12 protein-coding genes and 1 tRNA gene are annotated in these 17029 nt (G+C 54.0%); 6 read left to right on the top strand and 7 right to left on the bottom strand.

From position 1 onward, the window contains the following. The first annotated feature begins 344 nt into the window (after positions 1-344). Positions 345-689, top strand: coding sequence for a fibronectin type III domain-containing protein (locus tag ACMTNU_RS09715; RefSeq protein ID WP_413935044.1), 345 nt, complete (start codon positions 345-347; stop codon positions 687-689). A 198-nt stretch (positions 690-887) separates the two neighbouring features. Continuing rightward, positions 888-963: transfer RNA gene (locus ACMTNU_RS09710), tRNA-Arg, on the top strand. 270 nt (positions 964-1233) lie between these two features. Here the strand turns inward: ACMTNU_RS09710 and ACMTNU_RS09705 are convergent. Continuing rightward, a complete protein-coding gene (locus ACMTNU_RS09705) occupies positions 1234-2505 on the bottom strand; it encodes an ammonium transporter (RefSeq protein WP_413935043.1) in 1272 nt (423 codons plus the stop codon). Between the two features lie 280 nt (positions 2506-2785). Between ACMTNU_RS09705 and ACMTNU_RS09700 the strand changes: the two genes are divergently transcribed. The 3 genes from ACMTNU_RS09700 to ACMTNU_RS09690 all read left to right on the top strand — a co-directional run bounded on the left by ACMTNU_RS09700 (position 2786) and on the right by ACMTNU_RS09690 (position 5575). Further along, complete coding sequence (locus ACMTNU_RS09700) at positions 2786-3754, top strand: FlgO family outer membrane protein (RefSeq protein WP_413935042.1); 969 nt, start codon at positions 2786-2788, stop codon at positions 3752-3754. A 154-nt stretch (positions 3755-3908) separates the two neighbouring features. Continuing rightward, positions 3909-4712 (top strand): bifunctional hydroxymethylpyrimidine kinase/phosphomethylpyrimidine kinase, encoded by an 804-nt coding sequence (gene thiD / locus ACMTNU_RS09695; protein ID WP_413935041.1) that lies wholly within the window; start codon positions 3909-3911, stop codon positions 4710-4712. A gap of 53 nt (positions 4713-4765) precedes the next feature. Then, positions 4766-5575, top strand: coding sequence for an alpha/beta hydrolase family protein (locus ACMTNU_RS09690; protein ID WP_413935040.1), 810 nt, complete (start codon positions 4766-4768; stop codon positions 5573-5575). A gap of 121 nt (positions 5576-5696) precedes the next feature. Here ACMTNU_RS09690 and ACMTNU_RS09685 read toward each other — a convergent pair whose 3' ends face one another. The 6 genes from ACMTNU_RS09685 to ACMTNU_RS09660 all read right to left on the bottom strand — a co-directional run bounded on the left by ACMTNU_RS09685 (position 5697) and on the right by ACMTNU_RS09660 (position 16340). Further along, positions 5697-6485, bottom strand: coding sequence for an MBL fold metallo-hydrolase (locus tag ACMTNU_RS09685; RefSeq protein ID WP_413935039.1), 789 nt, complete (start codon positions 6483-6485; stop codon positions 5697-5699). 485 nt (positions 6486-6970) lie between these two features. Further along, a complete protein-coding gene (locus tag ACMTNU_RS09680) occupies positions 6971-7861 on the bottom strand; it encodes a hypothetical protein (protein ID WP_413935038.1) in 891 nt (296 codons plus the stop codon). Positions 7862-8019: 158 nt separating this feature from the next. Then, positions 8020-11412, bottom strand: coding sequence for a tetratricopeptide repeat protein (locus ACMTNU_RS09675; RefSeq protein WP_413935037.1), 3393 nt, complete (start codon positions 11410-11412; stop codon positions 8020-8022). A 668-nt stretch (positions 11413-12080) separates the two neighbouring features. After that, a complete protein-coding gene (locus ACMTNU_RS09670; RefSeq protein WP_413935036.1) occupies positions 12081-14333 on the bottom strand; it encodes a CHASE2 domain-containing protein in 2253 nt (750 codons plus the stop codon). 379 nt (positions 14334-14712) lie between these two features. Beyond that, positions 14713-16032, bottom strand: coding sequence for an adenylate/guanylate cyclase domain-containing protein (locus tag ACMTNU_RS09665; RefSeq protein WP_413935035.1), 1320 nt, complete (start codon positions 16030-16032; stop codon positions 14713-14715). A 17-nt stretch (positions 16033-16049) separates the two neighbouring features. Next, positions 16050-16340 carry a hypothetical protein gene (locus ACMTNU_RS09660; protein WP_413935034.1) on the bottom strand — a complete coding sequence of 97 codons (291 nt, stop codon included), beginning with the start codon at positions 16338-16340 and terminating at the stop codon, positions 16050-16052. A 407-nt stretch (positions 16341-16747) separates the two neighbouring features. Here ACMTNU_RS09660 and ACMTNU_RS09655 point away from each other — a divergent pair, with 407 nt between their 5' ends. Next, positions 16748-17026: a hypothetical protein gene (locus ACMTNU_RS09655; protein ID WP_413935033.1), complete on the top strand. Its 279-nt coding sequence runs from the start codon at positions 16748-16750 to the stop codon at positions 17024-17026. The last annotated feature ends 3 nt before the right edge of the window (positions 17027-17029 follow it).

The raw sequence follows: 17029 nt of genomic DNA, 5'->3' as shown, positions 1-17029 counted from the left end.
TCAACTTGCTGATGTCTGATTGAGGGGCTTCCTACTCTGTAGGAAGCCCCTCGTCGTTTTCAGGTAGACAGGCCCGTATCTCACTGCTTTCACAACACTCGACTACCCGCTGTTTCACCCATTGATAGTAGCAAAGAGGGACAAGTCCTGACATGGTCGTACAAGCACGACTGATACTCTGTAGCCTTTCACCCCTGTCATTCCAGACAATCCTCCTCACTCTGTAGCATTTCAATGACTTCTGTCGGACTAGTTCCGCGTAGGTATGGGTACAAACCTTGCTTAGACTAACGACTGAGTCACCGCACACAATCACGCCATTTGACAGGGGACGGCCAAGACCAATGACTCGTTCCTATCAGATGTTGCAACTCGCTCTCTTACTGCTTCTTCTGACAGCCTGTCCATCAGCGGAGCCGTCCCTCGATTCCCAATTCTCCCCAGATAGTGGAACCGCCTCGCTTTCTTGGGACGCAAGCGCTGGAACGGATGTCGCTGGATACAAGATCTATCTGGCAACAGCCTCAGGTGCCTATGGGACGCCAATTGCGACGACGTCCGCAGATGTCACCACATACACTGTCACCGGGCTGGCAACAGGCACCACCTATTTCTTCGTTGTTTCCGCGTTCAATCTGGATGGGACTGAAAGTACATTCTCAAACGAAGTCAGCAAGGTTATCCCTTAATCAACAAACACCCCAAGCACAGACTTTTCTAACAACCATCCCTTGACCCCTCCTCACAGAGAACTGTATAACCACTAGCGCTGATAGCAATGAGACGAACATGCTGAGGGCTGACATAAGATTCCAGCCTCCATGAAGCGTCTTCAGGCTAGCCTTTATTGTAGAATTCAGGACCCAACGCTCAGCACTGTTTCGGATGCGCCCGTAGCTCAATGGATAGAGCATCTGACTACGGATCAGAAGGTTACAGGTTCAAGTCCTGTCGGGCGCACCATACAGACCCTCTTACGGTTCCTATAGGTTGCTGACGGATCTGAATCCACTAGATTCAGTCCTGTCGGGCTCACCATAGCCAGCCAACTCCTCTCACTATTGCCTCGTTGACGGCTCAGAATTTATCAAGTCCAGTCCTGTCGGTCACACCACACAGAGCCTGCTCGACCTAGGCAGCGTACGACGTTTCACCGTTCAGCAGGTTGAGAGGCCTGGCTAGTCCAGACCTCCCACCATGTCAGTCACAGGCAATCGCAAGAGGCTTCACCGCTCACGTACGAGCGGCAGGCCGAGCAAGAAGTTCTTTCTGCAAGGCGTCGATATCGGCCTTGGCTCCAAGTGCCAGTTCCTCAACACGTCGCTCACTTTCCGGGCCCGGCACATGGGAGAATTCGTGGCAATCTTCGTAGGCCTGCTCGGTTGTTCCGGTCGCTCGAATCACCGCACCGGCAATGGCGCCTCCAATGATGGCGATGCCCAGCGTCATCGTAATACCCACAAGCTGTACACCGGCCACGCCCGGCACAACAACGATCGCCATGAGTCCGCCGAGTAACCCCGGCATACCATGCAGATTGTGGACGCCGCAGGTGTCGACAAGTTTGATCTTCGATTCAAGCATGGGCTGAATAAACACATAGCCAATGACCGACAACGCACCGGCCAGCAATCCGATCCCAAATGCGCCGGTCGGACTGACCAGATTGCAGGTTGAACCGATCGAGACCCCACCTGCCAAGGCCGCATTGGCCATATCGACCATGGACGTTTTCCCATGGTGGAAATGGGTGCTAAGGAAATAGGTCGAAAGCGTTGCCCCGCTCAATGCCAGAATCGTATTCACGATCGTCTGAGGCATCTCTTCAAACGGCACGATCGCCGTCGCAAAACTCGGCCAGAACAACCACAGCACCATGGACCCCAGCATCGCAAATCGATCGGAGGTCGGATCGGACTCAATCGGCTGACTTCGCTGCGCCGTCGTCGTCAGAACCAGCGACGCGGCCAGACCAAAGTAGGCCCCGAATGCGTGGATGACGATTGAACCAGCCGAATCCTGAAACCCTTTGGTCAACCCGGCCCCGTTGTCCAAGACGAGATATTCGTTGAGGGCATAAAGCGGCACCAACAGCAACGTGAGCAGTGCATACTGAAACACTCGCAAACGCCCCAGCACCGCTCCCATCGCAATGAGCGCCGTTGCCACAGAAAATTCAGCGTACAGAAGCGCATCGACCGTGTGGGCTTTCAACTCGTGCCCCACCACCCCATTCGCACGCAACAGCATGTACAAAGGGAGTCCCGTGGCCACCACAAGATAGGTGCCGGTCGTCGCACCAAATCCATACCGGCGGACGAAGACCATGAGAAACCCGAACCCGACGACCAACATAGCCAGGATGTGGATCGAGTAATTGTATTGCGCGACCAGCCGGGCCTCATTCACCGCACCCGCCGGCGCTTCGGCACTGGCCCAACTGGTGAGGCACAAGAAAAACAGACCCGCGGCACTGAGCATCTTGACCCAGAAACTGTTCGGCATGGAGGCCTCCTTGGACAATAGGAGTGAATGGGGGGAGCTTATAGGGCTGGTAGTGTACTGCACTCACAAGCGCGTTTGTCAAACATCCCCACAGGTCTATTTCTCAGTCTAGTCACTCAGCCGAGTGTCGATCTCTTTACTTGCAAAATATGGGATAGGCGCAAGGTGCGTGACAAACCAAGAGAAGCAGGTCTTTTTCAAAAATATTCAGCCCTCACAATGGGTTAGTGGTCCGCAAGTCTTGCGGAGTTGAGAGACATGAGTATAATGATGACCATTCATGCGTATGATTAGCTCGCTGCTCCTTCTGATCGCCCTTGTTCTGCCGGCTCACGTTCCATCGTCGTCATGGGCAGCAGCCAGTTACGAGGACAGCCTCAAGCAGTTGGCAGAAGGTGTGACGGAACGAGCTGCCAAAGCGAAAAAACAGCGACTCGCCGTGCTCGATTTTACCGACGCACATGGTGCACAGACGCCGGTCGGACAATTCCTCGCCGAAGAACTTGGAACACAAATTATGGTGGCCGGTGAGCTGACGACAGTCGATCGCACCCTGATCTATTCGACCTTGAAAAAGATGGAGCTCGAGCACGTCGATCCGGCCCACGCCAAAACTGTCCGGCGCGCAGCCAAGGCCATCCGTGCCGACATCTTCGTATCAGGTACGTACACCGACACACCAGAAGGCCTGCAAGTAACCGTACGGCTGATCACTCCGAAACAGGCGCAATCAATCAGTGCCACTCGGACGACCTTCCCGAAAAGTGGTCCCCTGAGCACGTTCTTCAAGAAAGAAGATCCTCCACCAGGAATACTGCCGGCCGAAAAACCAAAGGAACCCACGCCACCTCCAGGAATAGGAACCCATCGAAACGACGCCTACGAGTTCGTCGTCACGTCGATTGAGCAACTGACCCGACGGGTGAAGCTGGATGCCACTGTTGCGAATCATTCCTCCCGTGATCTCAAGCTCCTCTGTCACTTGCAAAATACGGTGCTGAAGGACGAACATGGGAATGTATGGCATCAGACCGTAGAGGAGAACCGTGAAGGCCTCTGCACGCGAGGTATCGAACTGTCCCCCCGTCGAAAACAGCGGGTGGTCTTCATGTTCACACAACCATCGGACGCGTCGGCTTCCGAGTTCACCTTATCGTTTCATGAACAATTACCACGACGCGACGCCGCATTCACCATCGAGAAGTTAAAGCTGGAGCCTCCTCCCAGCCAAGGAGAAGTGACGCCGTAACCCATAGTCGTGAAACGTGAGGCGTGAGGCGTCGCACGTTTGGGAGTTGGAGACCTGGAGTTTGAAGCGTGTGATTTCCACATAACGTGAAACCTCAAACGTCAAACTCAGGATCAAAGGAACGAACGACGCTTCACGCGTTTGAAAGTAACTTATGCCACAGACCATCAAACAAGTGCTGACGATAGCCGGATCGGATTCCGGTGGAGGCGCCGGCATTCAGGCCGATCTCAAGGCCATGTCTGCCAACGGCGTCTTTGCCATGTCTGTCATCACCGCCGTCACGGCTCAGAATACCGAGGAAGTGACGGACGTGTTCGAGTTACCGCCGAGCATCATCGCCTCGCAACTCGACGCGGTCTTCGACGATTTCGACATCGCCGCCGTGAAGACCGGCATGTTGTCGTCGACGGCGATCATTGAGACGGTCGTCAAGCTGCTGACTCCTCAAAAGGTCGCCTTCCTCGTCGTGGACCCGGTCATGGTCTCGAAGAGCGGTCATCCCCTCTTGCGACCGGAGGCCGTCAACGCGATGAAGGCCCAGTTACTGCCGCTCGCCTTCGTGGTCACCCCAAATATCCATGAGGCGCAACAATTATCGGGGATCCAGATCACCTCCTTAGCCGACGCGCGACGAGCCGCCAAGATCATCCATGGGTTCGGATGTAAACACGTCCTGATCAAGGGAGGCCATCTGCTCAGCGAACGGGCGACTGACCTCCTCTACGACGGTCGGTTCTTTAATGTCCTGAAAGGTGAGTTCATCGAGACCAGCCATACCCATGGCACCGGTTGTACATTCGCCTCTGCGCTGGCCGCTCACCTTGCCAGAGGCCGTTCCGTGTTGGATGCGGCACAAGCGGCTAAGACCTATGTCTCGCAGGCCATTCGGCATGGATTGGCGATCGGCCACGGCCACGGCCCGACCGATCATTTCTATTTCCTGGAGCGAGACTGAACGGCGTGAGTGTCAGGTTGCATGTTTAACATTTCAAGTTATGCGGAAACCAAATGCCTCAAGCCTCTGACCGCCAACTCCCCCTGGAAGAACGCCTCTCCTTTCTTGATCCCCAAGGGCATCGCGTTTCCGCGATCGTGAGCTTCCCGCGCGGAGGAACAGACAGGGTAGCCGTCTTGTGCCATGGGTTTCTCTCCTCCAAAACTAGTTCGACGAATAAGACCCTCACCCGGTTGCTGATCGACCAGGGGATCGGCACCTGTTGCTTCGACTTCTTTGGGCAAGGAGAAAGCGACGGCCCCTTCGAGCAGATCACGACAACCCTGGGAGTGCAACAGGCTCAGGCAGCCATCGACCTCATGAAGCAGAACGGCTATCGTCACATTGGATTAATGGGGTCAAGCTTCGGCGGGCTGGTGTCGATTCTGACGGCCGCTCAACGGACAGACCTGGCTTGCCTGGCGCTCAAATGCCCGGTCGTCGATTTCGCGGAGGAGTTACGGTTGGGGTTCGGCGCTGATGGGATGGCACAATGGCAGGCGACGGACACGATTCCCAATATCATGGGTGGTCCTGACCGAATCAAGCTCCGCTACGCCTTTTATGAAGACGCTCTGCACCGAATCGCCTACGACCCTGCACGATCCATCATGGCTCCCACCATCATCGTCCAAGGCGACAAGGATGAGCACGTCCCGCTTCATCAAAGCCGACGACTCTTTGACACGCTGCGAGTTGAGAAATACCTTGAGATGCTGCCGGGAGCGGACCATCAGTTTACGAAGGGGGAAGATTTCAACCGGATGACACGCCTGATTGCTGAGTGGCTGATTCATCACCTCTCCAGCCCGCATTATCCGTAGCGTGAAACGTGATGCGTGAGGTGTCCAAAAGCCGTGAAGCGTCGTTCGTGAAACATGAAGCGTCTAAATCCGTAACGAGATACGCTTCACGAACGACAAGCGACGGATATGGTTGCGGCAACTAAATTGTGATGATCTGATCTTCTCGAAGAAACCCAACCTGTTCAATCTCAAACCGGCTGATTTCAGCCTGGATCTGGGTTTTGAACGCGGGCTTCATGTGATAGGCATAGACCGGCAACTGAGGGCGTCCAAGCTTTTGAAACTCTTTAAAAAACAGCGACGGCGTCAGGTGTTTTGATTTCTTCGCCAATGCCCCTAGTTCGTCGGGAAAAGATGATTCAATGAAGGCGGCCTTGAGGTTGGGGGTGGTTCGTCCCACGCTCCAGATGTCCTCCGTCTGATAGGTATCCCCACTATAGAGCAGCGCGGCATCTTGGTCCTTCACGACATACCCGACAGTGGGCACGGCATGGTTGACCGGCACGGGAATCACATCGAGATGGCCCATCGTGACCGGCTTGCCTGGCTCGAGAATCTGAGCCTGGAAGACCGGATGGTTCCGATCAGGCAGCTGAAAAAAATTCGGATAGACCTTATCGTTAAACACATGTTCCATCAGCCCCTGCATCACCGATTCAGTCGCCGCGACCAGAACCGGAGTATCAAATCCTTCCGCAAGGTTGTCGGCCAAGAGCGGAAGCCCTTTAATATGGTCGAAGTGCAGGTGGCTGAGCAGCACGACGCGGATACGGCGTTGTTCGGCCAAGGTGAGCTGAACACCGATCGTGCCGGCATCCAAGAGCACAGAGTCATCAATCAAAAACCCGCAACTTTCTTGACGGATCGGCCTGTCCCCGGTGCTCACGAGACAATCGGCCCCGTGGCAACCCAATACTCGTATGCGCATGTATAGACGTCGATTCTTAAAAACTTCGGTGACTACCAGCAGAAACGCTCGTGCCGACTCATATCTCGGTAGCCAATCATATAACACTGACTCTCACAATGATATGACTATATACCATGTTGGGCTCACCTGCGTCTGCATCTCTTGGTAGCGGCATCGGTCTCCTTGAAGTCAAGTCTGAAGCGCACCAGGGTGGTTGAGAAGTGACCGCGCTAGAAGTCCGTCAGCGAAGAGAAGTCAGTCATGCCCTATCAGTATAGGAGACTTTTGAGGAGGACTTCGTGGTCGATCACGGTCTGCGAGGCTTCCTGACCACGCATCTCACCGCGTGGTACCTCCGCATAAATAGCCGAAGAATTAAATGATAGGCCCCTAAAACCGCTGTGCTATAGCAGCCCGGTCGAAGATTTCGCCCGGGCTGCCGACTTGCCGTTTAAGACAGCTGCTATTCCCTTTTTCGCGTCACATCATTCTCCACGATCATGTCATGGGAATATGCTTGGAAGCGTTGTATCCTCACATGCATATCCGAGCCGCGGACCGTCGAAACTGAAGTCCTGCGGATTTGGGAGCACACAGGAGTTAACAGGTGTTTTATAGAACGGCCGTATATCGAAGTGATTAATCGCCCCGTCAGGAGTACCATTCGGACCACTTACATCTGTCCATGCAAAAGTGAAATCTTGAGGACCAGGATTCACCTTCGTCGCGGAGGCACATCGGTTTGCAGGCCCTGAGGTGGCAGAAATCGGCTGATCGGCGTCGAGGGTAGGATCGCAATTGCAGACGTGATGTCCTCCGTCGTTGTCACAAAAATACAGAAAGCCTTGCAGTTGCATTGCCACTGGAGTTGCGTTCACAGGCACCCAATTTTTCCCACCATTGCCATTAAAGCCGCCGTTTGGGCAAAAAGCCTGGAGTTGCTGACACTGTCCAGTAGGATCGTTTGCACATTGTTCCGGAGTCCATTCTGGATGGACCCCTGCAATCTCGATATCTTGATTGGTCCACACGAATTTGCCTTTCTTATCGACCAGAGTCGGCTTCGTCCCCTTCGTGCTAGATAAATTAATAGCTGCGGGAAGAAACGCCTTTCCAGATCCTATATTGCCCCCGCTATTCCGACAGAGCAAAAAGATTCCTGCTTCATTATCCGGCAGGACCGCTACAACGACCGTGGTTTTGCCACCCTGCGTATTCCCGTCTCCTTCGGTATCCACGCTGCCCGTCGACGCTTTGCATGTTTTCGTAGTCAGATTGTACGTAGTCCCAGAAGGGCACTTAAAGCTCAGGGTTTGTGCATCCGCTTTGGCGGGGATCCAGAAGGCACTGCTTGCAATCAACAGGCCCGTCACCATCATGCTGTTCTTCCACATGGCTTCCTCCCTATTCCGGTTAACTAAACCTGGCGACAGAAATAACGCCGCATAAGAAACCGTGAAGCACAGTATTCATGCGGTGTGTACGTTACAAATGCGGTAACACCTAGCACCTCGTGTCTAGTTTATGATCTAGAAATATTCACCTTATCTACTCAAGGAAGTGCAATGGTGATCTTGAAAAACACGAGTCGGTCCGGAAAAATGATTGGATTTCTCCAATCGGTATTAAAATATTGGAACTTCTGATCGAACGCATTCTTGACACCCACAGCAATCAGCCCATACCGCTTCGGCATCCGATATCCGACCATAAAGTCGGTGAGCCAAAATGTGTCGTGACCGTCCACACGGGTCCCGGCGGGCTGATTCAACGGCTCGAACGTTCCCAGTTGATTCCAGTAGGTGAGAGTTACATTGGCAATGAAACCAGATGGGTGGAAAAATCCAGCCGACAACGGCACCCGGCTGGTAGAGAGTTTTGAATCAGAATATTGCCCGGCACTGGGTAAAGTGTTTGCGTATTGGTCATATTGGTAACTGGCTCTGAGGGCCACCCAGGGGTGCGGCGCAAAATTGAGATAACCAATTGCCTGATACCACTCGTTATTGTTCGCATCTTGAATGGTCGGATCCACGACGTTAAACACGGGGATATCGACCTTTCTATAGGAACCTTCGATACCACCGAAGAAGGTCTTTGAGAACTTCTGGTTGATCGCCGCACCATAACGCCATCCGTCAGTACTAGGGAGGTCGTCATAGAATTGATTGAAGCCTGCCACCTGAGTGGGTTCGATCGTCTGCTCATTGAGCGTAGTCCGCTTGAGTGTTCTGAAAGCGGCTAAGCGAATCGTCGTGTTCGGATGAGGCTGGTATAGGAGGCCAAACTTGGGGTTAAATCTGCTCTTCGAATTGGATGAATCTGATCCTGGCACAAGTGCAGGAGATCCGACCAGATAGTCTTGACTGCCTCCCGCAATCAAGGTCAGATTTTGTAAGGGTTTGAAGTAGCCATACGCATACGCATTGGCGTGCTGGTACATCAGAGGAAGAGGTTGGTTGAAAAGGTTGAAAAATTCATTTCCAGGTCCCAGGAGTGCGCTCGCATCTACGTCGAGCTTGAATTGCGGGGAGCCGTTTTGCTGCGCATAGCCTCCACCGGTCACTACATTCAGATATTGAGTCCGCAAGATATGTTGAATCTCTGCGGTATAGACGTCCTGCTTCCATTCCTTTCCGTTTTGTTGAAAGGAAGAGATTGGAATAGGAACCCCGAGGCCCAAATCAAGAGGGGCGGCATTTGGCGGAATGAATGTTCGGATCTCCGATGATTTGGCGTAGGAGAAATTCGCCAAGAGAGTAGAATTCGGTGAAAAGCTGTGCCGGCCTCCTATCCGAAATGTATTAAGCGCTTGCGAATTATTAAAAAAAGACTCGAAATTATTGTCGAAGAAGCGCTGCTGGACATCGCCTAATTGGAGATTGCGATAGCGATACTCGGCTTGGATACTCGTCTGGGAACTGAGCTCGTATTGCATGAAGACATTGACATTGCCGTCTTTCTGCGTCGCATTCGGCCGCCAACCATCCGTGTTGAAATTGGAATAGCCGGCGCTAAATGAAAGCTTTCCGAAGATGCCCGAGACGATGCCTTCACCGGCCCAGGTCGAATTATTCCCATACAATCCGCTCCCCAAAAACGTTACGCGGTTGCGATTGACCATCAAGGTATTGAACTCGTTAAAGGATGTTCCGATAGGACCCAATGAACTAAGGAGTAAGAGGTTGCTGACTGCTTGGGAAGGCTGAATGGGTGTGATGTTGATCGGTTGCAATAATTGAGACCGTAGCAGCTCACTCACACGGGCCACTTCGTGCCGTTCACGAGAGGCGTAGGTATCGGCAAGAAAACGCGCAGCGGTGTAACTGCTGGGATCTTGGGTAATCGAGGTCCAACCTTCCACCATGGCGACCTGCTCGAAACCCAAGTCCGTATAGATACGACCGAGGGCGGAGCTCCGGGCCGCAAGATCTGCATCCATCTGCAACTGCGACCGATAGACGGCGCGATTCTTATTGTTCTCGATCGCCGTCTCCATATCCTTAAGAGCCTCGACCGGTCTGTTCATGAGCTGTTTCTGCAATGCGTCATAGAAGAACGGCGTGGGATCTTTGGGATCCAACTCCTTGGCATTCTTGTATTCACGCTCGGTCAGGTCATCGCGCTTTTCTTCGAAATAGGCTTTCCCCAAATAGCTCCGGATCATCGCGTTATTCGGGTCCAGGCTGGCGGCGACTTCCATTTCGCGACGGCCTTCCTCTACCTTCCCTTCGCGGAACTTCGCCAAACCGAGGCCCAGTTGCGGTAGGGCAGCCCCCTGGTCCAATTCATGGGCCTTCTCGAATTCAGCCCGTGCATCTTTCGTTTTGACCTGCAGCAGATAGGCGAACCCTAACACCGTGTGTGCGCGCTCGACATTGGGATCTAACTCCACGGCTTTTTGCGCCGCTGTGAATCCCTGATTGAGTTGCTGTAGGGACAAGTGCATTTCCGCCAACCGCGACCACGCCAGGGCATTATTCGGCTCAGCCTTGACCGCTCCCTGAAGGCTCTTTAGCGCCCCGTCGATATCGAAATGGGCCTGTTGGGCATAGGAGAGTGCGATTTGGGCGGAAGCAGCCTGCGGATTCGCCGCCACGGCGCTGGTGGCCAATCTCAGCGCCTGTTCTTTGTCGTTTTGCACGACGGCGATGATGGACTGGAGGGCCAGTGCGTCGGCAGATCGCGGATCTACTTTCAGCGCCCGGTCGAGGTCCGCCTTGGCTTCATCCACCCGGCCGACCGCCAGCGCGTCTGCGGCATGGCTGGTGAGCAATTGCACCTCTCCCGCTTCACCGGCCCTCGGGTCAATGACCGGCGGGTAATGGAGCGCCCACTGCACCGCGTCGCGCGGTTTGACGACAGTCTGATAGACAAGGGGTTTGCCGGCTCCCGCCACGACCGATTGGCCGTCGGTAATTGTGACCGTCCCGGACTCGCTGGCTGCGACGACTTTGCCTTCGAAGATCGTGACTTCGGTTTTCTCGTCGCCGACGTTCACAACGCCTTCGGTCCCTTCCACACCTGCGTTCACGAAGGCGGTCTTGATGTCGAGATTCCTGGGAAGGCGGCTGAAGAAGTGCATAGCGCCCTTCGTGAGTTCCACGACGGAGCCGCCTTGCTTCTTGACACCACCGAGCGTCATCGTGGTGTTCTGATCGAGACGCAACATCGGCTGATTGGAGAGCGCAATATCGGCTCTGCTTCGCTCTTGCACGCGAATCACATCGCCAGGGCAAAAGGTGTCGCGCAGCTTAACCGGCCGCCACTGTGTGCTGTCGGCAGATCGGGCATCCACCTTGCCCTCGACAGCCATGGCTTTTGCGATTGATGGCTCGCATGTCGCGGCACGTGACGTAGCAGGGGACAACACATCCAGCAGAATGGCTGAGCAAATCATGAGATTGGAACAAGTCGACCATCGGTTCGCCGTTCCTCCCATCATTCCCTCCCTTCCATCTTTTCATCGCTTCATGGCTGTCCCGCCGTGAAGTGAACCATCACGCGCTTGGGGAAGCGCGAATCCATTCCACTCCCTGTCAGCTTGGTCCTACACATCACCACGTAGGCGTGCAAGCCTACGCCTTCCCTCAGCCCATTGCAAGCATTGCAGGGAGGCAATTGCACATATTTTGTTAGGATAGATAATTACAATCATTACTACACCACGATCATCACCAGCGTTTATGAAACCTTAATTGCCTTTATTTCAGCAGAGTGACATCATTGCGGCCATTCTTCTACCAGCAAGGCGCATGCCGACAGGGAAATGAAAGACAGATGGAGTAGACCTGACCCATCCGCCCCTGGCCTGGCAGGTGAGTCATCAGGCACCGTAGCGGTGCGGCACACAGTTTTTCAGTCTCTTACAACAACCGAGCGAGGCAGGCCAGGTACAGGTGGAAGATTCCAACCAATGGCTTGGACCACCGTCAAGGTCTCGATATACCAATTACAGGGCAGCCGTATCTAAATAGATGCTGTATCTGATTAGATTCAGCCCGGAAAAACGTAACGGGCTATGCCCTCTGTTCACGACGGCTGACTGAGCAGCCTGGTGCCGTGCAATCCCCAGAGACATGTTTCGACAGCCCGCTGATCTCGCGATCCAACCTATTTTTTTTCGAGAGTGACGACAGCATCCCAGGATTCTTCTGAAGGGGGCGTCTTGAGATACTGGTCGCACAGGGTGAGATAGAACTGAGAGGGACCATCGTTCTCGGTCACGTCGATACACCGCAGAAAGGCAGCGCGAGCTTCACCCCAGCAACGGTTTTGAAAGGCCATCAGCCCTTCCGCAAAGACGATGCAGGTTTCACGCCGTGCCTCTTCGGCCTGCGCTGAGCGGCTCATCAATTCATGAAGCCCGAGCGGCTTGCCTTTGCCTTTGAGCCGGAACGTCCCGAGCTGTCGAGTCAGCAGTCCGTCCAATCCTTGAATGACCTCGTTGCTCACGGCAATTTGGGTTCCGACATACTTATTGAACCCTTCCACGCGCGAAGCCGTATTCACGACGTCGCCGGTCGGCCGATACTCATAGTGATCCATGGCTCCAACCGCCCCGATCGTCAATTCACCGGCATGCAGACCGATGCGTGTAGGCAAATTATAGGGCGCCACCGATTGATTAAACCGGGCCACGGACTCGGACATCTCCAGCGCGGCAAGACAAGCCCTTTTTCGCAGCGCTGGATCATCATGTGATTCTTTCCAAATCGCTAAGATCGAATCTCCCTTCAGGTCCACGATCAGACCACCATGTTTGCGCACCGGCTGAAAGAGCGCTTCGAAATACCGGCCAAGGAAATCGCTGAGCTCCTTCGGCGTCATTTTCTCTGAGAGCGCAGTATAGTCTCCGGCATCGGTGAAGAGACAGGTTCCGTAGACCACCTGTGTCGTGCCCTTGATATTCGCCATGTCCTTCGCTAAGTGATCCACGACGTCGTTCGGCAAATAGAGCCCGAATGCGTTGCGGATGTTCTTGCGTTCGCGTTCCGATTCAACATAATTCCAGAGAACCGCACCGACGAAACCGATCGGTAGCTCAACGAGGAGAGGAAGTACAACCGGATACCACTGCTGATAGGATTGAAACTGATATGCGGCGACAGCCAGATAGAGCCCAGCCAGACCAACCATCACCCCGGCAGCCATGCTGACGGGGAGCAGCAGACAGAGCCCCCCAACAAGAATCCCCCAACACAGCAGCAGCCAGATATGAGCCGACATGCTGATCGGTACGATCGTCGTATCATCGAGAATGTTCAGGAAGGCACTTGCGGCGATTTCTACCCCGCCGATGAAGACCCCGTTCCCCTGCGAGAAAACGGTGTAAAAGCTGTCCTTTCGCTCTGCGAGGAGAACTTCTGAAAGGCCGACAAAGACGGCTTTCCCCTTCACATCGAGTCCCGCCCCTGACTTTGTTCCAATCTTGAGCGCCTGATGATATGGGATCGTGGTAACCGTTCCAGGCGGTCCATAGAAGTTGATGTATCGGCTCGTCTCTCCTCCATACAGATTGATCAGAGCCTTCAGGAGACGATATCGGTGCCCGTCTGTCTCCGACAGGTCCGACCGGTCTAATGCCTCGCGTACCCGTTCAGCCAGCATAGGATCGCCCTCAAACAGATCTCGCAGGTCACGGATCATTCCCACAAGACCTCGGGTGATCCGCTCCCTCTCCACATTGCCGGGCACCTTCTCCGCATAGGCCGGAGCGACCTGCTTCATCAACTGAATCAAATCACCCAACGCTTCCCACCCATACAGCTGCAATGCCACAATCGGAAACGTCGGGACATCACCAGCTCCCTGCTGGAACGTCCAATACTGATTTACCTTGAACGGAATCCTGGGCAGGACGAACGGAGCCGTTCCCGTTGCCGCTTGCGCAAACGGCTCAAACGGCTTGGTGAGCTTAACGATGGTGGCGGTATCGGATGCGTCATTTCCATTCGATGAGGTCGGAAGATCTTTGGCCCTCATGGCGTCGGCAAGCACGACGTTTCCAGCGCGGCGAATCGCCTGTTGGAAAAGGCGATCCTCTCCCTTTGTCTTTGGCTCAATAAAATGCACGTCAAAGGTAATGGCTTTGGCACCTGCACGCGTGAGGGTATCGACCAGTTTTGCATGAACTGAACGGGGCCACTTGTCGGGATTATCCGGGATCTTGAGGATTTCCGAAGAATCTCTATCAATGCTGACGACGACGGCTTCGGTGGGTGACTGTTGGACACCTCTCAGGTTAAACAACAACGCAAGACCAAGATCCTCCTCAAACCCTCTCGCCGTGTGCGTGAAGCTGAACGCAAGCCCTATGAACCCCACTACGGAACCCCATGCAAGTGCTTTGAATGTTCTTGTCATCACGTCAATCGTCGGCATGTGGCTGAAAACTCAGGTTGGGCATGTTCATATATCTCATCAGCAGCCTACACGCGCTGAGGTCTCATCTCCCTGACGGCATGCCCTCCACCGGGAGGAATCTTCACAACGCATTGGAGCATCCGTAGAAGCGAGGGCATCCTCTACCCACCCCTCACCCCCCGGCGTGTCCGCAGTTAAACGGCATATCTCGCCACGGAGACTTCGCTGAGTAACCAGCAACGCTTGACAGTAATCGAAGGAGACGGGCGAAGACAAGAGGCGACGCGGCGAGCGGTGGTAATATCCTGTGCGGATCACCCCTGAGACGTTTCATAAAGAGTCCCGACCCCATACTTTAGAGCCCTATTTGAACACCCTTTCACTTTTTACCGATGGCGAACGCGCAATTCCAGTTTTGGGGAGGAGGTTCTTTTAAAAAGCCCTCACATCTGTGGCGCAGTACATTAGCTGGATTATCGTTAGCCAGCAGTTTGCTCTGAGATATTTTCTTGGCACAGTCACGCCAGCGTCTAGCAAAGTACAGATTGAGCGCTTCCTCGTACTGCTGGCACATTGATATGTCCTCATCTCTCGCTGAAGACATCGTCTTACACAGTTCATAGATCCGTGTGGGCGTCTGTCTACCTTCCACGATCACCAAATCTATCGGGCGAATGAGGAAATGTTGACCGATCTTCTCTCGCAGAGCTTCGCTGATCAGCACCCGCACTCCATAGTACTTGGTCAAGCCCTCAAGGCGCGAACACAGATTCACATTGTCACCAATGACGGTGTATTCCATCCTCTCAACACTGCCAATATTACCAGCAATGACTTCTCCTACATGGATCCCGATTCCGATACTAATCACGGGCTTTCCGCGGCTGCGCCTATCAGCGTTCATTTCGTCAAGCGATTGAGACATTTCAATAGCCGTCTGTGCCGCTTCAATGGCCGAATTTGAGTATGCCACCGGAAGGTTAAATAGAACCAAAAGAGCGTCACCAATGAACTTATTGATATACCCGTTGTGCTTCGTAACCAGGGGAACCATTCGGCCAAAATAGTCTCGAAGCAGGCCGATCATGTCCGCGGCAGACAGATGCTCGGAGAAGCTAGTGAAATTGCGAATGTCAGAAAAGAGGATTGTGGCATTGGCCAAGCGACCGGATAAAAGTGACTCCGGGTCAGAAGAAGACAAAATATCATCCAACACCGCTTTAGAAACATATCGCCCGAACGTATCACGCAGTCCTTCTATTCGGTGAAGATTGCCGACGTCTCGGGCAAGCGCCTCCCGTGTTTTTGCGGCAAGACCTTTGAGGATAGCGCGAACAAAATTCTTATTTGAGTAAAGAGTTTCAAAGTTCTCCCTGGATATCCTGAACACCATCACTGGACCGATAGCGGTTACGGTTGCAGTTGCCTTTCCCGAGTCAACAAGTGATATTTCGCCTACCACCGATCCCATTTCACTAACGGCCAGGCGAAACCCATCCCGAGAGATTGCAACGTTACCTTGCAGCACAAGAAACAATGTGTTTCCAATCTCACCCTCAGTGATGAGAACATCGCCATCATTAACAGACTCTATTTCACCGCGGTGTGAAATCGCTTCTATTTCACCGGGAGAGAGGAATGACAACATGGCGACCTGGGGCAAGAGTTTTTGAGCTAACTTAGCCCCATCACCTCTCATGCGTCACCTCAACATCCCTAGTCATTACGGCTGGCCTCAGCAAGAGCAATAGTAGCACGACGGTCAAAACTGGTTGCAATACTGGTAGCAGCCAGTGTGCTCCAACGCTGATGCACGAATACGTGATCATTACTCAGGGCACAGACTCGTTGAAGTGAATCGACAGTGTTGCCGCGTGTACTGGACAGTGCACGCCTTCCGGCCCGACGAACAAACTCCTGGGATGCAGCGACACCGTGGCCGGCGACGGGTCCACAATACCGGACCTTAAAACCGCCTGTGACCTCGGTTGCAATAGTGGACGCCATGAATTGCAGTCTCATGCCGCTGGCCATTGACGGGCCAACTGCTGGGCACCCATGGCGGGCGAGCAATTCCCAAACCCTGAATGGCACCGCTGACGGTTGTAGAAGAGCTCGATAGACCCCGAGATCTCTTGCCGGGCTTGCTCCGACGTGGCATCCCCCCGGTGATGTACCAATTCGTTCTTCAGCGTGCGCAAAAAGTTTCCATCGGAACATTGTCGTCGCAGGTGCCTCGCCGACTCATGGACGAGGTCAGGCCTAACTGCTACAACCGCTGTTGATAGTCCTGGGCACGATATTGAGAGCCGCGATCCGACTGGGTACATCAGGCCTGGTCGTGAGCGTTTCGCCCCCACAGCCATAAGCAGGGCCTGCCGCACCAAGTCCGTCGTCATCCGGGCGTTCATCGCATGGCCGACCACTTCGAAGGTGTGGAGATCCCTGACGTCAGCCAGATACAGCCACCCTTCTATGGTGGCACAGAGGTGATGTCGGCGACCCAGATCTCATTCGGTCGCGTGGCAGCAACTGTGTGGGCGACCCGATTGTCCGCCATGGGCAACCCATGCGTCGAATTCGTGGTGGCTCTGAATCAGTGTATCTGCGCACAGCGCAACCCAAGTTTCCTGCGCAGCCGCTTGATCCGCAACACCCCGGCCGAACACCCGTCGTCCCGCAATTCCACTTAGAGG

The sequence above is a fragment of the Nitrospira sp. BLG_1 genome, assembly GCF_047338595.1.
Lineage (GTDB): Bacteria > Nitrospirota > Nitrospiria > Nitrospirales > Nitrospiraceae > Nitrospira_D.
This window is presented reverse-complemented; position numbering and strand designations above follow the sequence as displayed.